At 70.5% G+C, this 22,460-nt stretch carries 21 protein-coding genes and 1 tRNA gene; 6 read left to right on the top strand and 16 right to left on the bottom strand.

The features are described 5' to 3' along the window. Positions 1-50 precede the first annotated feature (50 nt). From PGB34_RS10820 to PGB34_RS10805, 4 genes are read right to left on the bottom strand one after another with little or no spacing between them, the layout of a single operon-like run. On the bottom strand, positions 51-485 hold the full coding sequence (locus PGB34_RS10820; protein ID WP_271428083.1) for a hypothetical protein: 435 nt from the start codon (positions 483-485) through the stop codon (positions 51-53). Next, positions 482-1,843: a phosphatase PAP2/dual specificity phosphatase family protein gene (locus tag PGB34_RS10815; protein WP_271428082.1), complete on the bottom strand. Its 1,362-nt coding sequence runs from the start codon at positions 1,841-1,843 to the stop codon at positions 482-484. Before PGB34_RS10815 ends, PGB34_RS10820 begins: the two co-directional genes overlap by 4 nt. Continuing rightward, on the bottom strand, positions 1,840-3,606 hold the full coding sequence (locus PGB34_RS10810; RefSeq protein ID WP_271428081.1) for a bifunctional alpha/beta hydrolase/class I SAM-dependent methyltransferase: 1,767 nt from the start codon (positions 3,604-3,606) through the stop codon (positions 1,840-1,842). Before PGB34_RS10810 ends, PGB34_RS10815 begins: the two co-directional genes overlap by 4 nt. A gap of 27 nt (positions 3,607-3,633) precedes the next feature. Then, positions 3,634-4,245, bottom strand: a complete 612-nt coding sequence (locus PGB34_RS10805) for a CDP-alcohol phosphatidyltransferase family protein (RefSeq protein ID WP_271428080.1) — start codon at positions 4,243-4,245, stop codon at positions 3,634-3,636. Positions 4,246-4,444: 199 nt separating this feature from the next. Here PGB34_RS10805 and ruvB point away from each other — a divergent pair, with 199 nt between their 5' ends. Both ruvB and PGB34_RS10795 read left to right on the top strand, forming a co-directional pair. After that, the gene (gene ruvB / locus PGB34_RS10800; RefSeq protein ID WP_271428079.1) at positions 4,445-5,512 is read left to right on the top strand and encodes a Holliday junction branch migration DNA helicase RuvB; all 1,068 of its coding nucleotides are present in this window, start codon (positions 4,445-4,447) and stop codon (positions 5,510-5,512) included. Positions 5,513-5,608: 96 nt separating this feature from the next. Then, entirely contained in the window at positions 5,609-6,487 is an 879-nt protein-coding gene (locus PGB34_RS10795; protein WP_271428078.1) for a UDP-2,3-diacylglucosamine diphosphatase, read from the top strand. 22 nt (positions 6,488-6,509) lie between these two features. On the opposite strand, the gene PGB34_RS10790 is transcribed toward PGB34_RS10795, so the two are convergent. Continuing rightward, on the bottom strand, positions 6,510-7,763 hold the full coding sequence (locus PGB34_RS10790; RefSeq protein ID WP_271428077.1) for a cation:proton antiporter: 1,254 nt from the start codon (positions 7,761-7,763) through the stop codon (positions 6,510-6,512). A 131-nt stretch (positions 7,764-7,894) separates the two neighbouring features. Continuing rightward, positions 7,895-7,971, bottom strand: a tRNA-Met gene (locus PGB34_RS10785). Positions 7,972-8,122: 151 nt separating this feature from the next. On the opposite strand from PGB34_RS10785, the gene PGB34_RS10780 reads away from it, so the two are divergent. Together PGB34_RS10780 and PGB34_RS10775 are read left to right on the top strand one after the other, a co-directional pair. Then, positions 8,123-8,761, top strand: coding sequence for a sigma-70 family RNA polymerase sigma factor (locus PGB34_RS10780; RefSeq protein ID WP_271428076.1), 639 nt, complete (start codon positions 8,123-8,125; stop codon positions 8,759-8,761). Then, positions 8,758-9,780 (top strand): hypothetical protein, encoded by a 1,023-nt coding sequence (locus tag PGB34_RS10775; protein ID WP_271428075.1) that lies wholly within the window; start codon positions 8,758-8,760, stop codon positions 9,778-9,780. The genes PGB34_RS10780 and PGB34_RS10775 overlap by 4 nt, the downstream gene beginning before the upstream one ends. 71 nt (positions 9,781-9,851) lie before the next feature. Here PGB34_RS10775 and PGB34_RS10770 read toward each other — a convergent pair whose 3' ends face one another. After that, positions 9,852-10,631 carry an enoyl-CoA hydratase gene (locus PGB34_RS10770; RefSeq protein ID WP_271428074.1) on the bottom strand — a complete coding sequence of 260 codons (780 nt, stop codon included), beginning with the start codon at positions 10,629-10,631 and terminating at the stop codon, positions 9,852-9,854. Positions 10,632-10,826: 195 nt separating this feature from the next. Here PGB34_RS10770 and PGB34_RS10765 point away from each other — a divergent pair, with 195 nt between their 5' ends. Further along, complete coding sequence (locus tag PGB34_RS10765; RefSeq protein ID WP_271428073.1) at positions 10,827-11,441, top strand: DUF2325 domain-containing protein; 615 nt, start codon at positions 10,827-10,829, stop codon at positions 11,439-11,441. On the opposite strand, the gene PGB34_RS10760 is transcribed toward PGB34_RS10765, so the two are convergent. From PGB34_RS10760 to PGB34_RS10750, 3 genes are all read right to left on the bottom strand, one after another. Further along, positions 11,428-13,281 (bottom strand): M61 family metallopeptidase, encoded by a 1,854-nt coding sequence (locus tag PGB34_RS10760; RefSeq protein ID WP_271428072.1) that lies wholly within the window; start codon positions 13,279-13,281, stop codon positions 11,428-11,430. The genes PGB34_RS10765 and PGB34_RS10760 overlap by 14 nt on opposite strands. Next, positions 13,281-14,021 (bottom strand): DsbC family protein, encoded by a 741-nt coding sequence (locus PGB34_RS10755; RefSeq protein WP_408647862.1) that lies wholly within the window; start codon positions 14,019-14,021, stop codon positions 13,281-13,283. Before PGB34_RS10755 ends, PGB34_RS10760 begins: the two co-directional genes overlap by 1 nt. A gap of 68 nt (positions 14,022-14,089) precedes the next feature. Beyond that, positions 14,090-15,220: an FAD-dependent monooxygenase gene (locus tag PGB34_RS10750; RefSeq protein WP_271428071.1), complete on the bottom strand. Its 1,131-nt coding sequence runs from the start codon at positions 15,218-15,220 to the stop codon at positions 14,090-14,092. Between the two features lie 90 nt (positions 15,221-15,310). Between PGB34_RS10750 and PGB34_RS10745 the strand changes: the two genes are divergently transcribed. Then, positions 15,311-16,201, top strand: coding sequence for an MOSC domain-containing protein (locus PGB34_RS10745; protein ID WP_271428070.1), 891 nt, complete (start codon positions 15,311-15,313; stop codon positions 16,199-16,201). A gap of 63 nt (positions 16,202-16,264) precedes the next feature. Here PGB34_RS10745 and rbsD read toward each other — a convergent pair whose 3' ends face one another. From rbsD to PGB34_RS10715, 6 genes are all read right to left on the bottom strand, one after another. Then, positions 16,265-16,663, bottom strand: a complete 399-nt coding sequence (gene rbsD, locus PGB34_RS10740) for a D-ribose pyranase (protein ID WP_271428069.1) — start codon at positions 16,661-16,663, stop codon at positions 16,265-16,267. Beyond that, positions 16,660-17,622, bottom strand: coding sequence for a ribokinase (gene rbsK / locus PGB34_RS10735; RefSeq protein ID WP_271428068.1), 963 nt, complete (start codon positions 17,620-17,622; stop codon positions 16,660-16,662). Before rbsK ends, rbsD begins: the two co-directional genes overlap by 4 nt. 11 nt (positions 17,623-17,633) lie before the next feature. Then, positions 17,634-18,662 carry a LacI family DNA-binding transcriptional regulator gene (locus tag PGB34_RS10730; RefSeq protein WP_271428067.1) on the bottom strand — a complete coding sequence of 343 codons (1,029 nt, stop codon included), beginning with the start codon at positions 18,660-18,662 and terminating at the stop codon, positions 17,634-17,636. A gap of 12 nt (positions 18,663-18,674) precedes the next feature. Continuing rightward, the gene (locus tag PGB34_RS10725; RefSeq protein ID WP_271428066.1) at positions 18,675-19,661 is read right to left on the bottom strand and encodes an ABC transporter permease; all 987 of its coding nucleotides are present in this window, start codon (positions 19,659-19,661) and stop codon (positions 18,675-18,677) included. Continuing rightward, positions 19,658-21,241, bottom strand: a complete 1,584-nt coding sequence (locus PGB34_RS10720; protein ID WP_271428065.1) for a sugar ABC transporter ATP-binding protein — start codon at positions 21,239-21,241, stop codon at positions 19,658-19,660. The genes PGB34_RS10725 and PGB34_RS10720 overlap by 4 nt, the downstream gene beginning before the upstream one ends. A 61-nt stretch (positions 21,242-21,302) precedes the next feature. Continuing rightward, complete coding sequence (locus tag PGB34_RS10715; RefSeq protein ID WP_271428064.1) at positions 21,303-22,256, bottom strand: sugar ABC transporter substrate-binding protein; 954 nt, start codon at positions 22,254-22,256, stop codon at positions 21,303-21,305. Positions 22,257-22,460: the final 204 nt, after the last annotated feature.

The raw sequence follows: 22,460 nt of genomic DNA, 5'->3' as shown, positions 1-22,460 counted from the left end.
GGGGTGCTCAGGCTTCGGCGCTGGGCCGCATCCGGGGGCAGGGAGTGCCGTCATCTCAAGGTTTCCGTCATCAGGGCCAGCACGAACATCAGGCTTTGGCAGACCACCACCACCGCGTGGCGGCGCAGCAACTGGCGCGTGGCGCGCATGCGCTCTTCCAGGCCGCGCTCGGCGCGCGGCGCGGTGCGCAGGCCCAGGCGCTCCAGCGCCACATCCAGGGACAGCAGCGACACCACATGGCCCCTGGCCAGCCCGTCGAACAGCTTTTCATCGAAGCGCAGGCGGAAGGCGAAATAGCGCTCCAGCAGGCCCAGCAGCGCGGCGCAGCCGAAGCTCAGGGTGGCCGTGAAGCTCAGGTCGGGCATCAGCAGCGCCAGCACGGCGGCAGAGATGGCGCTGAGCGCAAAGCCCCACAGGCCCACCAGGGCGCCGGCATGCAGCAGGGCGGCAAGGGTTGCGCACTGGGTGCGCTCGTGTTCGGTCATGGTTGCGGTGGCTCCTGGGCCCGCGAGCTTAGCGTGCCCAGCGCCTGCATCCAGCGCTCGCGCAGCACGATCTGCGGACGCGCCGCGCGCACCAGCTGCTGCGCGGCCTGTGCCGAATGTCCCTGGCCCGTCAGCAGGAAGGCGATCAGCGCTGCGGCGCTGCGCGAGAAGCCCAGCGCACAACACACCCACACGGCGCCTTCGGGACCGGCGCGGCGGCGCTGGGCCTCGATGAGCGTGGCCGCGCGGCGCAGGCGCGCGGGTGCGGGCACCACCAGGTCCAGCAAGGGCAGGCTGCGCGCGCGACCGGCGGCCGCGGCCGGGGCGGGCAGCTGCAGTTCGGCGCAAAGGCCCAGCAGGTGCGGGCGGCCGGCGGCTTCCCATTCGGCGGCATCGGGCACGCGGCCCAGGTGCAGGCCCGGCGCCACGGCCACGCTGGCCGGCAGGCGGCGCGTCCACAGCCAGGCGTTCAGCGCCGCACCCGCGCGGTAGGGCGCGTAGAGCCAGCGTGCGGCCCAGCCCATGCGGCCCTGCGCGTCCATCGCGAAGCCCCGGGCACCGAAGCCGATGTAGTTGAGCGCCACCAGCGCGAGCGAGGCCGCGGGCCAGCACAGCCACAGGGCGGCGCCCTGCAGCCAAAGCGCCAGCGCCAGGCACAGCACGGCGCCGGCTGTGTAGAAGGCGGCCAGCTTCCAGCGCTGCGCATCGCGGGCCATGCGCCAGGCGCGCGGCAGGGCCGCGCGGCGCTCCAGCGGCCACAGCCACACGCACACCAGGCCCAGCAGCGCGCCGGTGGGGATGTCGATGAAGTGGTGCTGGTAGGTGGTCAGCACCGAGCCGCAGATCAGCAGCGCCCACACGTGCAGCACGGCCCGCGCCCAGCGCGCGTGCACGAGGCGGCGGTACCAGTCCCACAGAATCACGGCCAGCGCGATGTGCAGCGAGGGCGCCTGGTTGTAGGGCTGGTCAAAGCCGCGCAGCGCGTTGAACAGGAAGGCCGGTGCGCCGCTGACCTCCGGCTGGCCGAAGCTGAAGTGCAGGGGCCACAGCACGAAGCAGCTCACCGCGATGAACTGGGCCGTGAGCAGGCGCGCGCCGTGCCGGTCCACCTCGTGCCGGCTGCGGCCGAGGAACAGCGACAGCGCGTAGAAGGCATTGATGGACCAGTAGGGAAAGATGGTCCAGGCCCAGAAGGGCATGCCATGTTCCCAGCCGAACACCACCGAAGGCACCTGCGCGCGCGTGCCGGCCCACCAGTTGGCCAGGCCATAGCTCAGGTAGAACAGCGGACCCAGGCAGGCCAGCCAGGCGGCGGCGCGTTTCCAGGGGCGGCCTGGCGGCTGCGCGCGGGCGCTCATCGAACCACGCGTTGTGCCAGAGAGACGGTGAAGATGCCCCAGCGATCGATGCGCTGGGTGATCTTGCGAAAGCCCGCTTCCTCGACGAGCTGGTCCATCTCGGCCTGCGTGCGCCGGCGCATCACCCAGGCCGCGCCCTGCCGGTGGCTGGTGAGCGCGCGCGCGATCATCTCCAGCTGCGGGTGCCAGGGCTGGCCCGTGTAGACCAGATAGCCGCCGTCTTCCACCGCGTCGCCCACGCCTGCGAGCGAGCGCCGCACCATTTCGTTGTCGGGGAAGAGCTCGTACAGGCCCGAGACCACGGCCAAGGTGGGCCGCGGCATCACGGTTGCCAGGCTCATGCGGTCGAAGGCGTCGGCCTGCACGAACTGCGCGCGGTCCTGCAGCTCGCGCTCGGCAATCAGTTTCTGGCCGTCGCGCACGTTGATGTCGCTGTAATCGCGCAGCAGGATGGAATGGGCCTTCACCGGGCTGGCGGCCACCGCATCGAGCACGTAGCGGCCATGGCCCGCGGCGATGTCCATCAGGCGCACTTCGCGGTGCGCGGCGGCCAGGCGCTCCATGGCTTCGCGCAGCAGCTCTTCCACATGCAGCTTGCGCTGGCGGATGCCGCGCCAGCCGATCGAATCGAGGTACGAGCGGTCGATGGATTTGCCGATCAGCGGCGCGCCCGCGGCCTCGTTGCGGTAGACGTAGTCGAGCGTGCTGCCCGAATCGAAGCCGGTGGCATGCCCCAGCGCCACGCCGCGCGAGAGCGCACCCCCCAGCCGCAGGCCCGCGCGCGTGGCGCCCCAGTACAGGCCGCGCGGTGACAGCGGGTGCAGCGGCGCCGCCAGTGCGCGCGACTCGTCGGCCGTCGCGCCCTGCTGGTCGGCCGCGCGCAGGTCCACCGGCGTGGCCGGCGTGTCGAAGCCCTGCAGGATGAAGCGGCGCACCGAGCTCACGGCGCCCGCGCGGTCTTTTTCGCCCAGCGTGTCGTGGAAGAAGCCGGGCAGCTCGATCTTCTCCTTCACGGCGCTGCCCAGGCGCTGGAAGAACTGGTGCTGCGGCTTGTGGTGCACCACCCAGTCCGCGCCGGAGATGAGCAGCTGCGTGGGCAGCACGATGGCGTTGGCGTCCTGCACCACGCGCTCGGCGGCCTCGTACAGATCGAGCAGGATGTTGACGGCGATGGGGCGCGAGATCAGCGGATCGGCCTCGTAGCTGGCGATGCGCGCGGGGTCGTGCGTGAGGAACTTCGCCTTCACATAGCTGTTGACGAAGAACAGCCCGCGCAGCTTGTGCATCAGCGCCAGGCCCGGCCGCGCGAAGGGCACGTAGAGCTTGACCTTGAAGGCCGGCGAGGCCAGCGTGAGGCCGCGCACCTTGGGCGCGTAGTCGTGGGCCCAGGTGCTGATCAGCACCGCGCCCACGCTTTGCGCCACGACGTGCATGTCCTGCTCGGCCACGCCATGGCGGGCTCTGATGTGTTCGACGAAGGTCTGCACGTCGCGCACCGAATGGGCAAAGCTGGGGCTGTGGCCGCGCTCGCCGGGCGACTGGCCGTGGCCCCGCGCGTCCCAGGCGAAAAAGTCGAAGTCGGGGAGCTGAAGCTCGTCGACCAGATGCGCCATGCGCGCGCCATGCTCATGGCCGCGGTGGAACAGCAGCACCGCGCCGCGGCGCCCGGCCCCTTCGGCGGGCACGGCCGGCCAGTGGCGGTAGAAGAGCGACACGCCATCGTGGGTGTCGAAATGCAGTTCCTGTGCGATGCGTTCGGTCATGACATCCAATCTGTGTGGCGGACGCGCTCAGGCGCCGCCGGTTTCAGCCAGTGCGCGGCGCACGCGGTTGACGGTGGTCCACGCCACCAGCGCGGTGAGCAGCGGCATGAGCCAGGCTGCGATGCCCGGCGGCAGCGGCCCGCCCAGTGCGATGTACAGGCCCAGCGCGCCGAACACGAAGGCCCGGTCGCTCTTGCCCAGCGGCCCGTCGTAGCGGCGGCTGGCGCCCACGGTGGGCCCCAGCGCGCCCGCGAATTCGCTCAAACCGGCACCTACGATCAGCGCGCCCACCCAGAAGGCGCCCAGCGGCTCGATCAGCGCAAAAGGCGCATAGAGCGCGGCGTCGGACACCACATCGGTGAGCTCGTTGAGGAAGGCGCCCAGCCGGCTTTGCTGGCCGTGCTCGCGCGCCAGCATGCCGTCGATCGCATTGAAGGCCATGCGCAGCAGCATCCACAGCGGCACCAGCGCAAAGGCCCAGCGGCCCGGCGCGGCAAAGAACAGCCACAGCCCCAGCGCCACAGAAATCACGCAGGCGGCCACCGTCACCTGGTTGGCCGTGATGCCGGCTTCGGCCAGCCGCCGCACGCCCGGTCTCAGCAGGGCCTGGAAGCGGGGTTTGAGGGCGTAGATGGACATGCGAGGGTGTGGGCGGGCGTGGGCAACGATGGCGGGCGATTCTGCCAGCCGCCCTTCATCGCTCTGTCATCGATCTGTACCGGAATGAAAGTGCGCCCCGCCGGGTACCGCCATTTGCTACCCGTGCGCCACCCTGAAAGCGCGTTCACAGGCCCTAGACTCACAGCGTCCACAGGGACCACCGCGACCAGACAGCGCCATGAGCATCCAGACCGACGACTTCGACCCCGCACCGCGCCCGCGCATGGTGTCCGCCGCGCCTGCCTCGCCGCAGGAGGAGGCCATCGAGCGCGCCCTGCGGCCCAAGCTGCTGGATGAGTACGTGGGGCAGGCCAAGGCGCGCGAGCAGCTGGAGATCTTCATCGGCGCCGCCAAGAAGCGCGGCGAGCCGCTGGACCACGTGCTGCTCTTCGGCCCGCCGGGGCTGGGCAAGACCACGCTGAGCCACATCGTGGCGGCCGAGCTGGGCGTGAACCTGCGCCAGACCAGCGGGCCGGTGCTCGAAAAGCCCAAGGACCTGGCCGCGCTGCTGACCAACCTCGAAGCGCACGACGTGCTGTTCATCGACGAGATCCACCGCCTCTCGCCCGTGGTCGAGGAAATCCTCTACCCCGCGCTGGAGGACTACCAGATCGACATCATGATCGGCGAGGGCCCGGCCGCGCGCAGCATCAAACTCGATCTGCAGCCCTTCACGCTCGTGGGAGCCACCACGCGCGCGGGCATGCTCACCAACCCGCTGCGCGACCGCTTCGGCATCGTGGCGCGGCTGGAGTTCTACTCGCCCGAGGAGCTCACGCGCATCGTCACGCGCAGCGCCGGTCTGCTGAAGGCGCCCATCGACGCCGATGGCGCGTTCGAGATCGCGCGCCGCAGCCGCGGCACGCCGCGCATCGCCAACCGCCTGCTGCGCCGCGTGCGCGACTATGCCGACGTCAAGGGCGATGGCCGCATCACCCAGGGCATCGCGCAGCGCGCGCTGGCCATGCTCGATGTGGACCCGCAGGGCTTCGACCTGATGGACCGCAAGCTGCTCGAGGCCGTGATCCACCGCTTCGACGGCGGCCCCGTGGGCCTGGACAACGTGGCCGCGGCCATCGGCGAGGAGTCCGGCACCATCGAGGACGTGATCGAGCCCTACCTGATCCAGCAGGGCTACCTGCAGCGCACGCCGCGCGGGCGCATCGCCACTCTGGCGGCCTACCGCCATGTGGGCGCCACGCCGCCTGCGAGCCGCCAGGGCGAAGCCGACCTGTTCGGCGGCTGAACGGCCGCGAATTTCCGGGCCCGGGCGCGGGCATGTCATGCCCCGGTCACGAAGCCGACATGACGCGGTCATGCGCCAGGCCGAAGCTTGCGGGCCATGCAACGCGACGATGCCTTCATCCGCGCATGGCGCGACACCGCCGACCGGCCCTCCGAACCCGAGGAGCCGGCTTCGGGCCCGCCACCGCTGCGCTTTCGCACGCTGTGGATTTCGGACCTGCACCTGGGCACGCCCGGCTGCCAGGCACGGGCGCTGCTCGACTTCCTGAAGAACACCGAGTGCGAGACGCTGTTCCTGGTCGGGGACATCATCGACGGCTGGCAGCTCAAGCGGCACTGGTACTGGCCGCAGGCGCACAACGACGTGATCCAGAAGTTGCTGCGCAAGGCCCGCAAGGGCACGCGCGTGATCTTCATTCCTGGCAACCACGACGAGTTCGCGCGCAAGTACCTCAATCACAACTTCGGCGGCATCGACGTGGCCGAGGAATGGATCCACGAGACCGCCGACGGGCGCAAGCTGTGGATCATGCACGGCGACCTGTTCGACGGCGTGATCCAGTGCGCCAAGTGGCTGGCCTACGTGGGCGATTCGCTCTACGAATTCACCCTCAAGCTCAACCGCCACCTCAACAGCCTGCGTGCGCGCATGGGCCTGCCGTACTGGTCGCTCTCCAAGTACCTCAAGGGCAAGGTGAAGCGGGCTGTGAGCTACGTGGGCGACTTCGAATCGGCCGTGGCGCGCGAGGCTCACAAGCGCGGCGTGCAGGGCGTGGTGTGCGGCCACATCCACCATGCCGAGATGCGCGACATCGACGGCATCCTCTACTGCAACGACGGCGACTGGGTCGAAAGCCTCACCGCCCTGGCCGAGCATGCCGACGGCACGCTGGAGATCCTCGACTGGGCACAGCACATGAAGCTGGCTGCTGGCGCGCCTGCGGGCCGCGTGGCGGCCGCGCACGCCGCCGCCTGAGTACTGCCTGCGGCGCCGGGTTCTAACCCGATGAAACCAGTGCGCCCCGCTCGCGCATGCGCACGGCCAGATTGAACAGCGGCGTGGCCATCAGCGTGGTCAGCACCGCCATCAGCACCAGCACCGAGAACAGGCCCGGCAGGATCACGCCGGCCTGCAGGCCGATGTTGATGATGATCAGCTCCATCAGCCCGCGCGCGTTCATCAGCGCGCCGATGGCCATCGCGTCGCGCTGGTTCTCGCCGGTCAGACGTGCCGCGCCCCAGCAGGCCAGCCCCTTGCCGCAGAACGAAGCCAGCAGGATGGCCACGGCGGCCAGCAGGATGCCGGGATCGAAAAGCACCGAAAGCCGCGTGTTCAGCCCCGAATAGGTGAAGAAGATGGGCAGCAGGAACACCACCACGAAGGGCTGCAGCTGATCGCGCAGCTTCTCGGTCAGCGGCCCGCGCGGCAGGCAGGCGCCCAGGATGAAGCCGCCGAACACCGCATGGATGCCCACCAGGTCCATGGTGAAGGCACTGAGCGCGAACAGCACCAGCACGGTGGCCAGCATGGAACTGCTCAACGGCTGCGCGGGGTTCACGTGTTGCCCCAGCCGCCTGAGCAGGCGGCTGCCGACCAGGACCATGAACAGCGCGAAGGCCGCGCCGCCCAGCACCGCCATGTAGGCGCCGCTCCAGGATCCGCTGAAGCTGGCCAGCACCACCGCCAGGATGCACCAGGCCACGGCGTCGTCCACGGCGCCGGCCGTCAGCGCCAGCGTGCCCAGCGAGGTGCCGGCCAGGCCGCGCTCGGAGATGATGCGCGCCAGCATCGGAAAGGCCGTGATCGCAATCGCCGCGCCGAGGAACAGCGAAGCTTCGAAGGGCCTGACCTTTTGCGCGAACAGGCCGGGCACCTGCAGAATCTGCGGCGCCAGCAGGAAGGCCAGCACGAAGGGCACCAGGATGCCGGCCAGTGAGACGCTGGCTGCGCTGCGCGCGCGGCTTCGGAAGTGGTCGGCCCGGAACTCGGTGCCCACCAGGAACATGTAAAGGCCCACGCCCAGCTGGGCCGCCACGTACAGCATGCCCAGCGTTTCCTTGGGGAAGAGCGCACGCTGCAGCTCGGGCAGCAGCAGCCCGAACAGCGAAGGCCCCAGCAGCACGCCGGCAATCATCTCGCCCACCACCTGCGGCTGCCCGAACCGCTGGCCCAGCCGGCCCACCAGTTGCGCCGCCGTGATGATCACCGCAACCTGGATGAAGAAGTAGACGGAAAGATGGGCGGTGGGCATGGGCGCGACTGCTGGGTGGGCCGGGGCCGCGACAGTAGCACGGCTTGCTGACACCTGTGCCGCTGCGCGGCGCGCCCCAAGAGGGCCCAAGACAAAAGGGGCTACGTTTTCACGTAGCCCCTTGACTTGTTTGGTGGCGCTTCACGGACTCGAACCGCGGACCTGTGGATTATGATTCCATCGCTCTAACCGACTGAGCTAAAGCGCCGAGCCCGCCATTATATGCAGGGATTTCGGGGGCGTGCAAATCTTTGGCGAAGTTGGCCGTCGGGATGTTCACGCCAGCCTTGCACGGCCTGCATCGCGCAACCCTTCTTCGCGTCCCGGGCCGTACAAGGGCTGGTGACAATGCAGCCTCCATGCGATCTCCACCCGCCGTCGAAGCAGGCCGCCATGCAGTGGCGGACGAGCAGCTGATGCTGGCCTATGCCGGCGGGGACGCGGCTGCCTTCGACCTGCTCTATGCCCGGCATGAAGCGGCCATGCTGCGCTTCGTGCGCCGGCTGCTGGGCGCGCGGCTGGCGGCGCAGGCCGACGAGGTGTTCCAGGACTGCTGGCTGCGCATCGTGGCCGCCCGCGCCTCCTTCTCGCCGCAGGGCGCGAGCTGGCGCACCTGGGCCTTCACCATCGCCCACAACCTGGCCATGGACCGGCTGCGCGTGAGCGGCCGCGAAGTGACGCTGGACGCGCACGAGGGCGAAGACGAGGCCGATGTGCCCGTGCTGCGTGCGGCCGCCCAGGCCACGGCCCAGCCCTCGGCCGAAGAGCTGGCCTTCTGGCGCGCGGCGGGTCGCCGGCTGCTGGCGTGTCTGGATGAACTGCCGAGCGAGCAGCGCGCCGCCTTTCTTCTTCAGCATGAAGAGGGCTTGAGCGTGGACGCGCTGGCTCAGCAGCTGGGCCTGGGCTTTGAGACCGCCAAGAGCCGGCTGCGCTATGCGCTGCAGAAGCTGCGGCCCTGCATGGCGCAGTACCTGTCGGTGCTGGAGGCGCGTGCATGAGCCAGGCACCCAACGCGCACGACGACCTGGCGCCCGATGCGCGCTGGCAGCGCATGCTGGACCATGCGCCCGATGCCCAGGTGCAGCCGAGCGCAGCCACGCGGGCCGCAATTCTGGAGGCCGCCCATCGTGCGGTGCAGGCGCCTGCAGCAAAGCCCGTCGCAGGCGGCACCTCGTTCTTCCTGCTGCGCTGGCTGGACCGGTTGCTGCCGCGCGCCTCCGCACCCTGGAGCGCCGCCCTGGCCACCGTGGTCATGGCCTTCTTCATCACCCTGATATGGCAGGGCGAGCCAGTGCCACAGGCACAGCCTGATGGGGACCGTGCAGCCCTGAGCCGCGAGGCGCCGCAGGCCGAGATGGCGCCGCCGGCAGCGCCTGCTGCGCCTGCGCCGATGCCGCAGGCAGCGCCCGCGCCCGCAACCTCTGCACCCGGGCCCGCTGCGGTTGAGCCCGCGCCTGCACAGCCCGCAGCGCCAAATGCTGAGGCTTCACGCGAGCAACACAAGCGCGCCCCGCCACCCGCTGAACCTGCTGCGCCGCAGGCACGCCTGCGCGCACCGATTGAATCGCAGCGCGATGCCCTGGAGGCCGGTGCAACTGCTGCCGATGCGCGACAGGCCGAAGCGCGCGCGCCTGCGCCCGCCGCTGCGGCACCGCCGCCGGCGCCCATCGCAGCCCCCGAATTCCCCTCGTGGCAGCAATGGACCGAGCTGCAATTCACCGACGCACAAGGCCGCAGCGGCACCGTGCCGCGCGAGCGCGCGGCAGAACTGACGGCGCTGCTGGAGCAGGTGCTTCCGCTGCCCCGGGCCGAGGCGCGCGATGCCGCCTTGCCTGCATCCGTCGATGGCCGCCTCACCCTGCGCCAGGGCGCGCGCGTGCTGGGCACCCTGGAGCTGGGCGGCAATGCCGTGCGCTGGCATGCGGCAGGCGCTGCGCCGGCCTTCGCGCTGCCGCCGCCCGCAGCGCTGAGCGCCCTGCGCACGTGGCTGGCGCAGGCGCACGAACGCGCGCGCTGATCAAGCAGCAACAAAAAAAGGCCCACACCTTTGCAGATGTGGGCCTGGTGCCAGGACGGTTGCTCAGCCCATCACTGGTGCTTGAAGTCGGCCTTGCGCTTGTTCACGAAGGCGTCCATGCCTTCCTTCTGGTCGGCCGTGGCGAACAGTGCGTGGAACAGCCGGCGTTCGAACATCACGCCGTCGGACAGGCCGCTTTCGAAGGCGCGGTTGACCGATTCCTTGGCCGCCATCACGGCGATCTGCGAGAAGTCGGCGATCTGCAGCGCCGCGCCCAGCGCTTCGTCCATCATCTTGTCGAAGGGCACCACGCGGCTGACCAGCCCGGCGCGCTCGGCTTCGGCCGCGTCCATCATGCGGCCCGTCAGCGCCATGTCCATGGCCTTGGCCTTGCCCACGGCGCGCGGCAGGCGCTGCGTGCCGCCGGCCCCGGGGATCACGCCCAGCTTGATTTCAGGCTGGCCGAACTTGGCGTTGTCGGCCGCGATGATGAAGTCGCACATCATGGCCAGCTCGCAGCCGCCGCCCAGCGCAAAGCCGCTCACGGCCGCGATCACGGGCTTGCGGACGCTGCGGATGATTTCCCAGTTGCGGGTGATGTAGTCGCCCTTGTAGGCGTCCACGAAGCTGTACTTGGCCATGGCGCCGATGTCTGCGCCGGCCGCGAAGGCACGCTCGCTGCCCGTGACGATCATGCAGCCGATGCTGTCGTCGGCATCGAAGGCCTTCAGGGCGGCGCCCAGTTCGTCCATCAGCGCGTTGTTGAGTGCGTTCAGGGCCTTGGGGCGGTTCAGCGTCACGATGCCGACCTTGCCGGCTTCGGTGCGCACCTCGATGTTCTCGTAGCTCATGCTGTCTCCGGGGAAGTTGAAAAAAGGGGATGGGGCAGGGGCACCGCGTGCATGGGCGCCGCCAGAAACTTCTTTGGGCAGGAATTCTGGAAAAGAGCTTTCCCGCCGACTCACTATACCCAGCATGGCCGTGTGTGCATCGCCATGGAGTTGAGAATGGCTCGCATCTAGAATGCCGCAGCCATGGAGCCGTCGATGGAAGAACATGCCGTGTTGATGGGCGCCTATGCCCGGGCGCAGGAGCGCTGCACGCGCCTCGTGCGCGAACAGGCGGTCCAGATCGAGGCCCTGCAGGGCCAGGTGATGCGCCTGCATGCGGCGCTGGTGCTGCGGGATTCGGCCATGGCCCTGGTGCGCGAGGAACTGGGCGCGCGCGCCGAGCGCGGCCCCAGCCTGTCGCGTCGGCTGCTGGGCCTGCTGCAGGTGGGCCGCGGCCGCACGCGGCTGGCCGCACCGGCCGTCGCCGATGGCAAGGGCGGCCTGCAGGAAAAAGCGGTGCTGTGCATCGCCGAAGGCGAAGCGGCCTCGGAACTGGCGCAGCAGTTGGTCGAGATCGCCGGCGGGCGCTACCTGCACCAGCGCGCGGACATTCTGGAGACGGCCGATGAAGCGGCCATCGAAGCGAGCCTGCGCGCGGCCGACCTCGTGATCTGCCAGACCGGCTGTGTCAGCCACGGCGCGTGGTGGCGCGTGCAGGACCATTGCCGCCGCACAGGCAAGCCCTGCGTGCTGATCGGCGGCCAGGCGCAGCCCGTGCAGTGGCTGCGGCCCGTGCAGGACGATGCCGCTGCGCTGATCAGCGGCGGTTGAGCAGCCAGGCCGACAGCTTGGGCGCGTCCTGCGGCGCCAGCCGCAGGGTGTGCGGATCGGCCGGCAGGGCGAGCGTCAGGCGCAGCAGGCGCCGGTCGCGCGCCACCAGGGCCGTGAACTTGCGGGCCTCGCCCAGGTACAGCGCCAGGTCATCGAGCTTGCGCAGCTGCCAGCCCTCGGCCGCGCGGCCCCGGGAGGCCGGCAGCTCGATGCCCAGCCATTCGTCGCCGGCCGCAAAGCCGGCCTTCTCGGCCGCGCTGCCGCGCAGCACCACCTTCACGCGGATGCCGCCGCCTTCCTCGTCCACGCGCAGGCCCAGGCGCTGCGCGCGCTGTGCGGGCTCGTCGAGCGCGGCCACGCCATGGGCCTGCAGCAGCTCGCGCAGCGGCAGCTCGGCCGTGCCGTGCACCCATTGCGCCAGCTCGGGCGCGAAGGAGCGGCCGCCCACGTCGGCCAGCGCCTGCGCGATGGCTGCCTCGTCGATGGGGCCGCCGCCGCTGCGCGTCCACAGAAGCCGCATCACGTCGTCGAGCGTGCCCGGGCCTTCGCAGCGCAGCGTCAGGTCCAGGCACAGCGCCACCAGCGCGCCCTTGGTGTAGTAGCTCACCGTGCCGTTGGGCGTCTGCGCATCGGGGCGGTAGTACTTGGTCCAGGCCTCGAAGCTGGCCTGGGCCACCGACTGCACCTGCCGCCCGGGGGTCTGCAGCACCTGGTTGGCGGTCTTGTTCAGCAGCTTGACGTAATCGGCGTCGGTGATGCGCTCGGCGCGGCGCAGCAGCAGGTCGTCGTAGTAGCTGGTGAAGCCCTCGAAGAACCACAGCAGCTGCGTGTAGTTCTCCTGCGCGTAGTCATAGCGCGCCAGTTCGGCCGGGCGCAGGCGCTTGACGTTCCAGGTGTGGAAGTACTCGTGGCTGATCAGGCCCAGCAAGGTGGTGTACCCCTCGGCCTGCCGCGCCGCGCCGCGCTGCGGCAGGTCGGCGCGGGTGCAGATCAGTGCCGTGCTGTGGCGATGCTCCAGCCCGCCGTAGCCGTCGCCCACGGCATTGAGCATGAACACGTAGCGGTCGTGCGGCGGGCGCTGGCCGGCGTGGCGCGCGTGCGCATCGGCCTTGGCGCCGTGCCAGAAGCGCATCTGCGTCTCGCAGATGGCCAGCGTGTCGGCGATCAGCTTGTCGCCGTCGAAGGCCGCGGTGGCGCCGGCCACCACGAAGCGGTGCGGCACGCCCAGCACTTCGAACTCGGCGCTCCAGAAGGCGCCAAGCTCCACGGGGCTGTCGGCGATCTCGTCGTAGTCGGCCGCCTGGTACAGGCCGAAGCCGTGCTTGTCCACCTTCAGCGGCTGCAGGGCGGTGGCGCAGTGCCAGCGCTCGGCCGTGTCGGAGCCGGCGGGTGCCTCGATCTGCAGCGTGCAGGGCTGCTCGGTCTGGCCTTGCACGCGCAGGCACAGGCTGGTGCCATTGAAGAAGCCGCGCTGCGCATCCAGCCAGGCGGTGCGCACCGAAGGGTCGAAGGCGCAGACCTCGTAGTGCAGCTCCAGCGGCTGGCCGGCCTGGCAGTCGACCTCCCAGGTGGCCTTGTCCAACTGCCGCACGGCGCTCTTGCGCCGGCCCTGGCTGGCGCGCAGCTGCTGCAGGTTCTTGGCGAATTCGCGCAGCAGGTAGCTGCCGGGTATCCAGGCCGGCAGGCTCAGGCGCTGGCTCGCCGCAGGTGCCTCGATGCGCAGCGTCACCGAATAAAGATGCGCGTGCAAATCGGCGCAGCGCACCGTGTACTGGATGCCGGCTGCGGGCGCGGCGGCGCGAACGGCCCTGTCGGCCGGCGTATGACGGCGGGCGGCCATCAGTTGCCGGCCGCCGCGAGCATCTTCTCGACCTGCGCGGCCGGCAGCGCGCCGGGGGCGCGGGTGCCGTCGGCAAAGATCAGGGTGGGCGTGCCGGTGATGTTGTACTTGCGGCCGAAGGCCACGTTGCGCTGCAGCGCGGCGCTGTCGCATTCGGCGGTGGCGGGCTTGACGCCGTCCACCATCCAGCCGTTCCAGGCCGCGGCCTTGTCCTTGGCGCACCAGATGTCGCGCGACTTGACCACCGAGTCCGAGCCGAGGATGGGGTAGAGGAAGAGGTAGACCGTCACGTCCTTCACGTTGCGCAGGTCCTTCTCGAACATCTTGCAGTAGCCGCAGTTCGGGTCTTCGAAGACGGCCAGCTTGCGCTTGCCGTTGCCGCGCACGATCTTGAAGGCGTCCTTCAGCGGAAGCTGCTCGAACTTCACCGCGCTGAGCTGGGCCACCCGTTCCTCGGTCAGGTTCTTGCGGTTCTTCACGTCCAGCAGCGAGCCCTGCAGCAGGAAGCTGCCGTCCTCGTCGGTGTAGAAGACGTCGAAGCCCACGCGCACTTCAAAAAGGCCCGGCATGGGGGCGGGGCGCACCTCGTCGATGTTGGCCAGCTGGGGAATGGAGGCCGCGAGATTCTTGCGGATCTCGGCCTCACCGGCATGGGCGGTGGGCAGCATCAGGGCGCAGGACAGGGCCAGCGCGGCGCAGGCAAGGCCGCTGAAGCGGCGCAGGGCAGGGTGCAGTTTCATGGGTGTTGGGTCTGGTGCGTGGCGCGGGCGGGCCCGGGTGCCGGTCAGGAAATGAAGGGGCGCGAGGTTCAGGCCAGGCCCATGGCCTGGCGCGCAACCCAGTTCTTGACCAGCGGAAGCTGGTCGAAGCCGCGCATGCCCCAGTTGCGCAATTGCGGCAGGGGCTGGGCGGTGTGGGCAAACAATTGCTGCAGGCCGTCGGTGGCCAGCCCCATGGCCAGCACGTCGGCGCGGCGCGCGCGTTCGTAGCGGCGCAGCAGGCGGGCGTCGCCGGCGCTGCGCCAGTAGTCGCGCTCCTTGAGCACGCGGGCAAGCTCCTGTGCGTCGGCCAGGCCCAGGTTCAGGCCCTGCCCGGCCAGCGGATGCACGGTGTGGGCGGCATCGCCGGCCAGCGCCCAGGCGCCGCCGCCTTCCTCGGCCGGCAGGCGGCCCACCCAGCGCTGCGCGGTAGCACGCTGCAGCGGCCAGGCCACGCGCGGGCTGCTCAGCCTGAGGCCGCCCAGCGCATCGCCGCAGGCACTGCGAACGCCTTCGCAAAAGAGCGTGTCGTCCTGCGCGATGAGTTCAGGCGCGCGCAGCTGGTCCACCGACCAGACCAGGGCCACCTCGTGCCCCTGCTCGCCGCCCAGCGGCAGCAGGGCCAGCACTTCGCCCTGGCTGTTGAACCACTGGCGCGCCACGCCGCCATGCGGCACTTCGGCCTGCAGCCGGGCCGCGATGGCCTGCTGCGCATAGCGCGTCACCTCATAGGCCACGCCCAGCGCCTCGCGCGTGCTGCTGGCCTTGCCTTCGCAGACCACGGTGAGCGCGGCTTTCACGGGCGCGGGCACCACTTCCACCTGAGGCGCGTAGCGCACGGCCTCGGCCAAGCGGGCTTCGAGCGCCGGCACGTCCACGATCCAGGCCAGGGCTTCCACGGCCTGCTGGCCCGCATCGAAATGCACACGCCCGCCGTCGTCGCCATGAACCAGCATTTCGCGCACGGCGGTGGCATGGGTGGCGTCGGGCCAGGCGCGCAGCGATTCGAGCAGACGCTGGGAGCGCGCATTGAGCGCGTAGGCGCGGACGTCCTCGGGGCGGGGGCCTTCGCGCGGCGGCGCCACCAGGGCCACGCGCACGCGTTCTCGCGCCAGCAACAGTGCCAAAGCGTGACCGACGATGCCAGCGCCGCGGATGCAGACTTCGGGGGGAAGAGCCATGCCGGGCATTGTAGGAGTGGGGCTGGCGCGCGGCCTGCCTGAGGGCCCGCCACAATGCGGGCTGGTTGTACCTCCTGCCTGCCACCCCTCATGAGCGACATCGCCCCCGAATTCGACCTGCGCGCCACCATCTCGCAGCTGTTCGTCTACCCCGTCAAGTCCTGCGCCGGCGTGGCGCTGCAGGAGTCGCTGCTGATCGAAAGCGGCCTGGAGTTCGACCGCGCCTGGATGGTGGTGGACGAGGCGGGCGAATTCGTCACGCAGCGCCAGTTGCCGCGCATGGCGCTGGTCCAGCCGCAGATGAAGCATGCAGAGATGGTGCTGCGCGCGCCGGGCATGCTGGCGCTGCACATCGCCTACGACCGGGCGGAGGCGCCCGTGCGCGCCACGGTGTGGAAGGACGAGGTGGCCGCCTACGACATGGGCGACGTGGCGGCGCAGTGGTTCAGCGACTTTCTTTCCGAGCCTGGCAGGCCGCAGAAGCTGCGCCTGGTGCGCTTCGACCCCGAGCACAAACGCCTGTCCAGCCGCAAGTGGACGGGCGACGTGGACGCGCAAGTGCAGTTCGCCGACGGCTATGCGCTGCTGGTGATCGGCGAAGGCTCCCTGGCCGACCTGAATGCCCGCCTGGTTGCCGCCGGCCATGGGCCGGTGGGCATCGAGCGCTTCAGGTCCAACATCGTGCTTGCGGGCATCGAAGCGCATGACGAAGACCGGCTGGAGATGCTGCATGTGGCCACCGGCGAGGGCGAAGCCCGGCTGCAGCCCGTCAAGCCCTGCGCGCGCTGCCCCGTGCCGGACATCGACCCCGCCACGGCCCTCAGCAGCCCCGAGGTGGGCGACACGCTGCGTAGCTACCGGGCCGATCCGCGCCTGGACGGCGCCATCACCTTCGGCATGAACTGCATCGTGCGCGAGGGCGTGGAGCACATGCTGAAGGTCGGCCAGCCCGTGAAGGCCAATTTCCGTTTCGACGAGTGAGCGTTCGCCCGCGGGCGCCTTGCACCCAGCGGCTTCCTGCGCCCCCCGCGATCTTTTGAATCTCTAGATGGGGAAGCTGACGCCGGCGACCAGAAGGATGTTGGCGTAGGCCGTGCATTCGCCGGTGCGTACAAAGGCGCGTGCCTTGGCGCCGCGCTGCTTGAACTCGGTGTGCGGGACGATCTGCGGCGCCACATCGAGCGCGGCCGGGTACCACTGCGGCCGTGTCTGGCCCGGGGCCAGCGCTTCCTGCGCCACCACCGCACTCTCGACCGTGAGCTCGCTGAGCACCGCATCCAGCACCTCGTGCAGCCGCGGCACGCCGAGCGTCAGGGCCAGGTCGATGCGGCGTGGGCCGTCGGGGATCGGCAGGCCGGCATCGCCGATCATCAGCATGTCGCCATGGCCCATGGCGGCGATGACCTGGGAGAGTTCGGCGTGCAGGAGCGGTGTGCGTTTCATGGCAGGAGCGTCCAGGAGTGGGGAAGGGGGCTGGCCAGCACCTCGTCGCGGTGCGGGATCGACGGCTGCGCGCCGGGCCGCGCGATGCACAGCGCGGCGGCGCGGATGCCCAGCCGCACGGCGGCATCGAAAGACTCGCCGCGGCCCAGCGAGACGGCCAGTGCGCCGAGGAAGGTGTCGCCCGCCGCGGTGGTGTCGACGGCCTTCACGCGCGGTGCGGGGTGATGGCGGCAGCCTTGGGCATCGGCCGCCACCGCGCCGGCGCTGCCCAGCGTGACCACCACGCGCTGCGGGCCCAGCGCGCGCAGCGCGCGCGCGGCCGCGGCGGCTTGCGCGGGGCTGGCCACCGGCAGGCCGCTGAGGGTCTGGGCCTCGATCTCGTTGACCACCAGCGTGTCGATGCGCGGCCAGAAGTTCGCGGGCAGCGCCTGCACCGGCGAGGGATTGAGCAGCACCCTGCAGCCGGCGCGCGCGGCGGCGTCCAGCGCGATGTCGATCTGGTCCAGCGGTGTCTCGAACTGCGTGACCAGGAAGGCCGCGTCCTGCAGCACCGGCGCCAGCGCCGCCGCGTCCACGCGCACCTCGGCATTCGCGCCGGGGATGTAGACGATGCGGTTCTGCCCGCTGTCCTCCACCATCACCAGCGCGATGCCGGTGGGCGCGGCCGCATCGGTGCGCACGCCGGCGGTGTCGATGCCGTCGCGCGCCAGCGCCTCGCGCAGCGCCGTGCCGTGCGCGTCAGCGCCAACGCAGCCAAGCATGCGCACGCGGCCGCCCTGGCGCGCGCAGCCCACCGCCTGGTTGCCGCCCTTGCCGCCGGGCAGGTAGTCGATGGAATGGCCGCGCAGCGTTTCACCCGCCGCCGGGGCGTGCGGCACGCGCAGCGCCAGGTCCATGTTGAGGCTGCCGAGCACGACCAGCTGCGGCGCGTCGTGGCGGGATTCAGGGGTGGTGCTCACGTCGTGGCTGCTCAGCGGGCGGTGGGGCCGGGGAAGCCGGCGTGGCGCGCGGTCGAGCCGCGCACGCGCAGCTCGGGCTGCAGCAGCACCTTGCGCCCGTCCTGGCGACGGCCATCGATGCGCTCGAGCAGCATGTCCACCGCCAGTGCGCCGATGCGCGTCTTGGGCTGGGCCACGGTGGTCAGCGGCGGGCTGGCATAGGCCGCGAGCTCGATGTCGTCGAAGCCCACCATCGACAGCTCGTCGGGCACGCGCAGCCCGCTCTCGTGCGCCGCACGCAGCGCGCCCATGGCCATCAGGTCGTTGCAGACGAACACCGCCGAGGGCCGCTGCGCGCTGCGCAAGAGGGCGTGCATCGCCTCGTAGCCGCCCTGCGGCGTGAAGCCGCCGTGCCACAGCAGCTGCGCGCTTTCGGCGGAATGCCCGGCCTCGGCCAGCGCCATGCGCCAGCCCTCGATGCGCTGCTCGCTGGGCAGCAGCGCGGCTGGCCCGCCGATGCAGGCGATGCGCCGGTGGCCCAGCGACAGCAGGTGGCGCGTGGCGATCAGGCCGCCCTGGATGTGCGCCGTTTCCACCAGGTCGCAGGCCGGGTCCTCGATCTCGCGGTCCACCAGCACGGTGGGCATGCGCAGCCCGGCCAGCATGGCCGGTAGCTCGGCATCGGCGCCGGTGGAAACCACGATCAAGCCGTCGATGCGCCGCTGCGACAGCACCTGCAGGTACACGCCCTGGCGGCGCGGCTCGTCGTCGGTGTTGCACAGCACCAGCGTGTAGCCGGCGCCGAAGCAGCGGTCTTCCACCACCCGCACGATCTCGGCGAAGTAGGGGTTGGAGCTGTTGGGGATGAGCATGCCCAGCGTGCGCGTGGTGTTGCTCTTCAGGCTGCGCGCCACCGCGCTGGGCACGTAGCCCAGCTCGCGGATCGCGCGCTGCACCTGCTCCCGGCCCTTGGCGCTGACGGTGCGCGTGTCGTTGACCACGTGCGAGACCGTGGTGACCGATACGCCTGCGCGCAGTGCGACGTCCTTGATGGTGGCCATGCCTTGGGTTCCTCAGGCGTTGCCGGCGCGGCGCTGCCGCACCGTGTCGATGATGACGGCGGCGACGATCACGGCGCCGGTGATGATCCGCTTGCTGGGCTCGCTGGCGCCCACCTGCGCCAGGCCGGCTTCCAGCACCGCGATGATGAGCACGCCGAAGAAGGTGTTGATCACCGAGCCGCGCCCGCCCATGAGGCTGGTGCCGCCGATGACCACCGCGGCGATCACCTGCAGCTCGATGCCCACGCCGGCGTTCGGGTCGGCCGCCTCCAGGCGCGCCGACTGCATCAGGCCCGCCAGGCCGGCCAGCAGGCCGGTGGCGGCGAAGACGGCGATGCGGATCGGGCGCGGGTCGATGCCGGCCAGGCGCATGGCTTCTTCGTTTGTGCCGATGCCCACCACGCAGCGGCCGAACACGGTGCGGGTGAGCACCAGGTGCCCGACGAGCACCAGCGCCACCGCCAGCACGAAGGCCGCCGAAATGCCGCCGACCCAGGGCGCGGCCAGGCCGGAGATGGCGTCGCCCACGTACTGCGTGCGCGAGTCAGTCACCAGATAGGCGCCGCCGCGCACGGCCTCCAGCATGCCCAGCGAGACGATGAAGCTGGGCAGCCGCCAGGCCACCGACACCGCGCCGGTGACCGCGCCGCACAGCAGACCCGTGATCAGCCCCAGCGCGGCGGCGACCGGCACCGCCAGCTTCCATTGCAGGATGGCCGCGGCGCTGACGGCCGCGCTCAGCGCCAGCACGGAGCCCACCGACAGGTCGATGCCGGCGATGATCAGCACGAAGGTCATGCCCACCGCCATCACCGCCAGCGCGGGGATCTCGTTGGCGATGGTGACGAAGGTCTCGACCGTCAGGAAGTAGTCCGACAGCGTGCTGAACAGCGCGACCATGCCCAGCAGCACCACCGCCAGGCCGATGTAGGTGCCGAGCTGGCCGCGCAGCGAGCCAGTGACGGCCATGGGTCTGGAGGCGAGGGTGGGGGAGTTCATGCGGCAAAAGGCGTGAGGGTGGGGGCGGCGCCCGCAGGCGCGCCCGAGGTCTGCGGCGCGTCGCCGAATGCGGCGGCCAGCAGGCTCTGTTCGCTCCAGGCGCCGCGCTCGAAGACGGCGACCAGCCGGCCGGCGTGCATCACGCCGATGCGGTCGCACATCGCCATGAGCTCGCGCAGGTCGCTGGAAACCATCAGCAGCGCGTGGCCGGCCTCGGCCATGCGGTCGAGCTGGGCATACAGGTCGGCGCGCGCGCCGACGTCGACGCCGCGCGTGGGTTCGTCGAGCAGCAGCACCTTGAGCATCTTCTCGGATTGGCGGTGCAGCCAGCGCGCGAACACCACCTTCTGCTGGTTGCCGCCGCTGAGCGTGGCCACGCTCTGTTCTTCGCTGCGCGAGCGGATGCGCAAGCTCTGCACCAGCCGCTGCGCGATGCCGCGCTCGTGCGCAAAACGCAGCCAGCCGCCGCGCGCCACCGCGCCCAGGTCGCTCAGCGTGGCGTTGACGCGGATCGACTGCGGCATCAGCAGCCCCTGCGACTTGCGGTCTTCGGTGACCAGGCCGATGCCGGCGCGGATGGCCTGCATCGGCGAGCGCCAGCGCCCGCCCGCAGGTGCCTGCGCGCCGGGCCAGTGCAGCGCGATCTCGCCGCGGTCGGCCGCGTCGGCGCCGAACAGCAGGCGGACCAGCTCGGTGCGCCCGGAGCCGACCAGGCCGGCAATGCCCATCACCTCGCCGGCATGCAGTTCGAGGTTGACGTCGCGCACCGCCTGAGCCCGGCCCAGGCCGCGCGCGCTCAGCATCAAGGGGCCGGCCTTTCGGCGCGGCCGGCCTTCGTGCTCGTGCACGGCGCGGCCCACCATGCGCTCGACCAGCTCGGACTCGCGCACGCCGGCCATGGCGCGCACATCGACCAGGCGCCCGTCGCGCAGCACCGCCACGCGGTCGGCGATGCGCTGCAATTCCTCCAGCCGGTGCGAGACGTAGACGATGCCCACGCCGCGCGCCTTCAGCTGCGCGATCTGTTCGAACAGGTGCGCCGTCTCGCGCGGGGTCAGCATGGCGGTGGGCTCGTCGAGGATCAGCACCCGCGTGTCGTCCAGCAGGTTGCGCGCGATCTCCACCATCTGCTGCTGGCCAATGCCCAGCTGCGACACCGGCAGCGCCGGGTCGATGTCCTGCAGGCCGATCTTGGCCAGCTGCGCGCGCGCCGCCTCGTGCAGCGCGCCGCGGCGCAGCCAGCCCAGGCGCTGCGGCAGGCGGTCCAGCAGCAGGTTCTCGGCCACCGACAGCGTCGGCACCAGGCCCAGCTCCTGCATGACCATGCGCACACCGTGCGATTCGGCATCGCGCCGCGAGACTGGCTGGAAGGGCCGGCCCTGCAGCAGCATCGTGCCGCGCGTGGGCGCGACCAGCCCGCAGACGATCTTCGACAGGGTGCTCTTGCCGGCACCGTTCTCGCCCGTGAGCGCCAGCACTTCGCCGGGCTGCAGCGCCAGGCTCACGCCGGCCAGCACCGGCGCGGCGTAGTCCTTGCCGATGTCGTTCAGCGCGAGCAGGGCGGCGGTGCTGTCCGGCATGGGCGCGGAAGAAAAAAAGACGTGTGACAGCGTTGAATGAATGAAGGAAGGCGGCTGGGGATTACTTCGAATCCTTGGTGACCAGCACGACGTCGGTCTTGATCTCGGCCGGCATCTGCGCCTGCGTTTTCTTCTCGGCCAGCGCCTTCAGCGCGGTCTCGATGCCGAACACCGCCTGCCTGGCGGCGAACTGGTCGGCCGTGGCCAGCACGCGGCCGTCGGCCAGCATGGGCTTGATGGCGCCGATGTTGTCGTAGCCCACCACCTGCACCTGGCCGGTCTTGCCGGCAGCCTTCACCGCCGCCACCGCGCCCAGCGCCATGCTGTCGTTGCCGGCCAGCAGGGCCTTCAGGTCGGGGTGCTCGCGCATCATGCCGGCGGCCACCGTGTTGCCCTTGTCGATTTCCCACTGGCCCGACTGCACGCCGACCACGTTGGCGCCAGCGGCCTTCATCGCGTCCTGATAGCCCTGGGTGCGCTGCTGCGCATTGAAGGTGGTGGAGACGCCTTCGATGATGCCGACCTTGTCGCCGGCCTTCAGGCTCTTGGCCAGGTGGTCGCCGACCAGCTTGGCGCCGGCGCGGTTGTCGGGGCCGACGAAGGGGACCTGGATGCCCTTTTCCTTGAGCGCGTCGGCGTCGAAGCGGTTGTCGATGTTGACCACGAGGATGCCCTTGTCGATCGCCGCCTTGATGGCCGGCACCAGCGCCTTGGAATCGGCCGGTGCGATGACCAGCGCGTTGACCTTCTGCGCCACCATCTGCTCGACCATCTTGATCTGCGCGGCGGTGTCGGTCTCGTTCTTGATGCCGTTGGCCACCAGCGTGTACTTGCCCGCGCTGGCCTTCTGGTGCGCCTTGGCGCCGTTCTCCATGGTGGCGAAGAACTCGTTGGCCAGCGACTTCATCACCAGCGCCACCTTGGGCTTGTCCTGGGCATGTGCGGGCGCACCGATGAAGGCGCCCAGGACGACGAGGGCGGCGGCGGCCTGCGACGTGCGGCGGCTGAGGGTCATGGCATGTCTCCTTGTTTTGGCGTGGATGTGATTGGCACGTGGCCGGGGGCGGCCCGCCGGATTCATCATAGAGAAAGCAAACGTTTGCGCAAACGTTTGCGCGGCCCTTTGGGCTAGGCTTTTCCCTGATGCCGAGGCGGATGCCGTCGCGACGGTGCGCGGGGTCTTCGGGAAGGGCGCGAGAGGGCGGGCTGCCCGGCTGCC

This window comes from Xenophilus arseniciresistens (assembly GCF_028023875.1).
Lineage (GTDB): Bacteria > Pseudomonadota > Gammaproteobacteria > Burkholderiales > Burkholderiaceae_C > Xenophilus > Xenophilus arseniciresistens.
The sequence above is the reverse complement of the archived record's forward strand: the minus strand, read 5'-3'. Positions and strand labels throughout refer to the sequence as shown.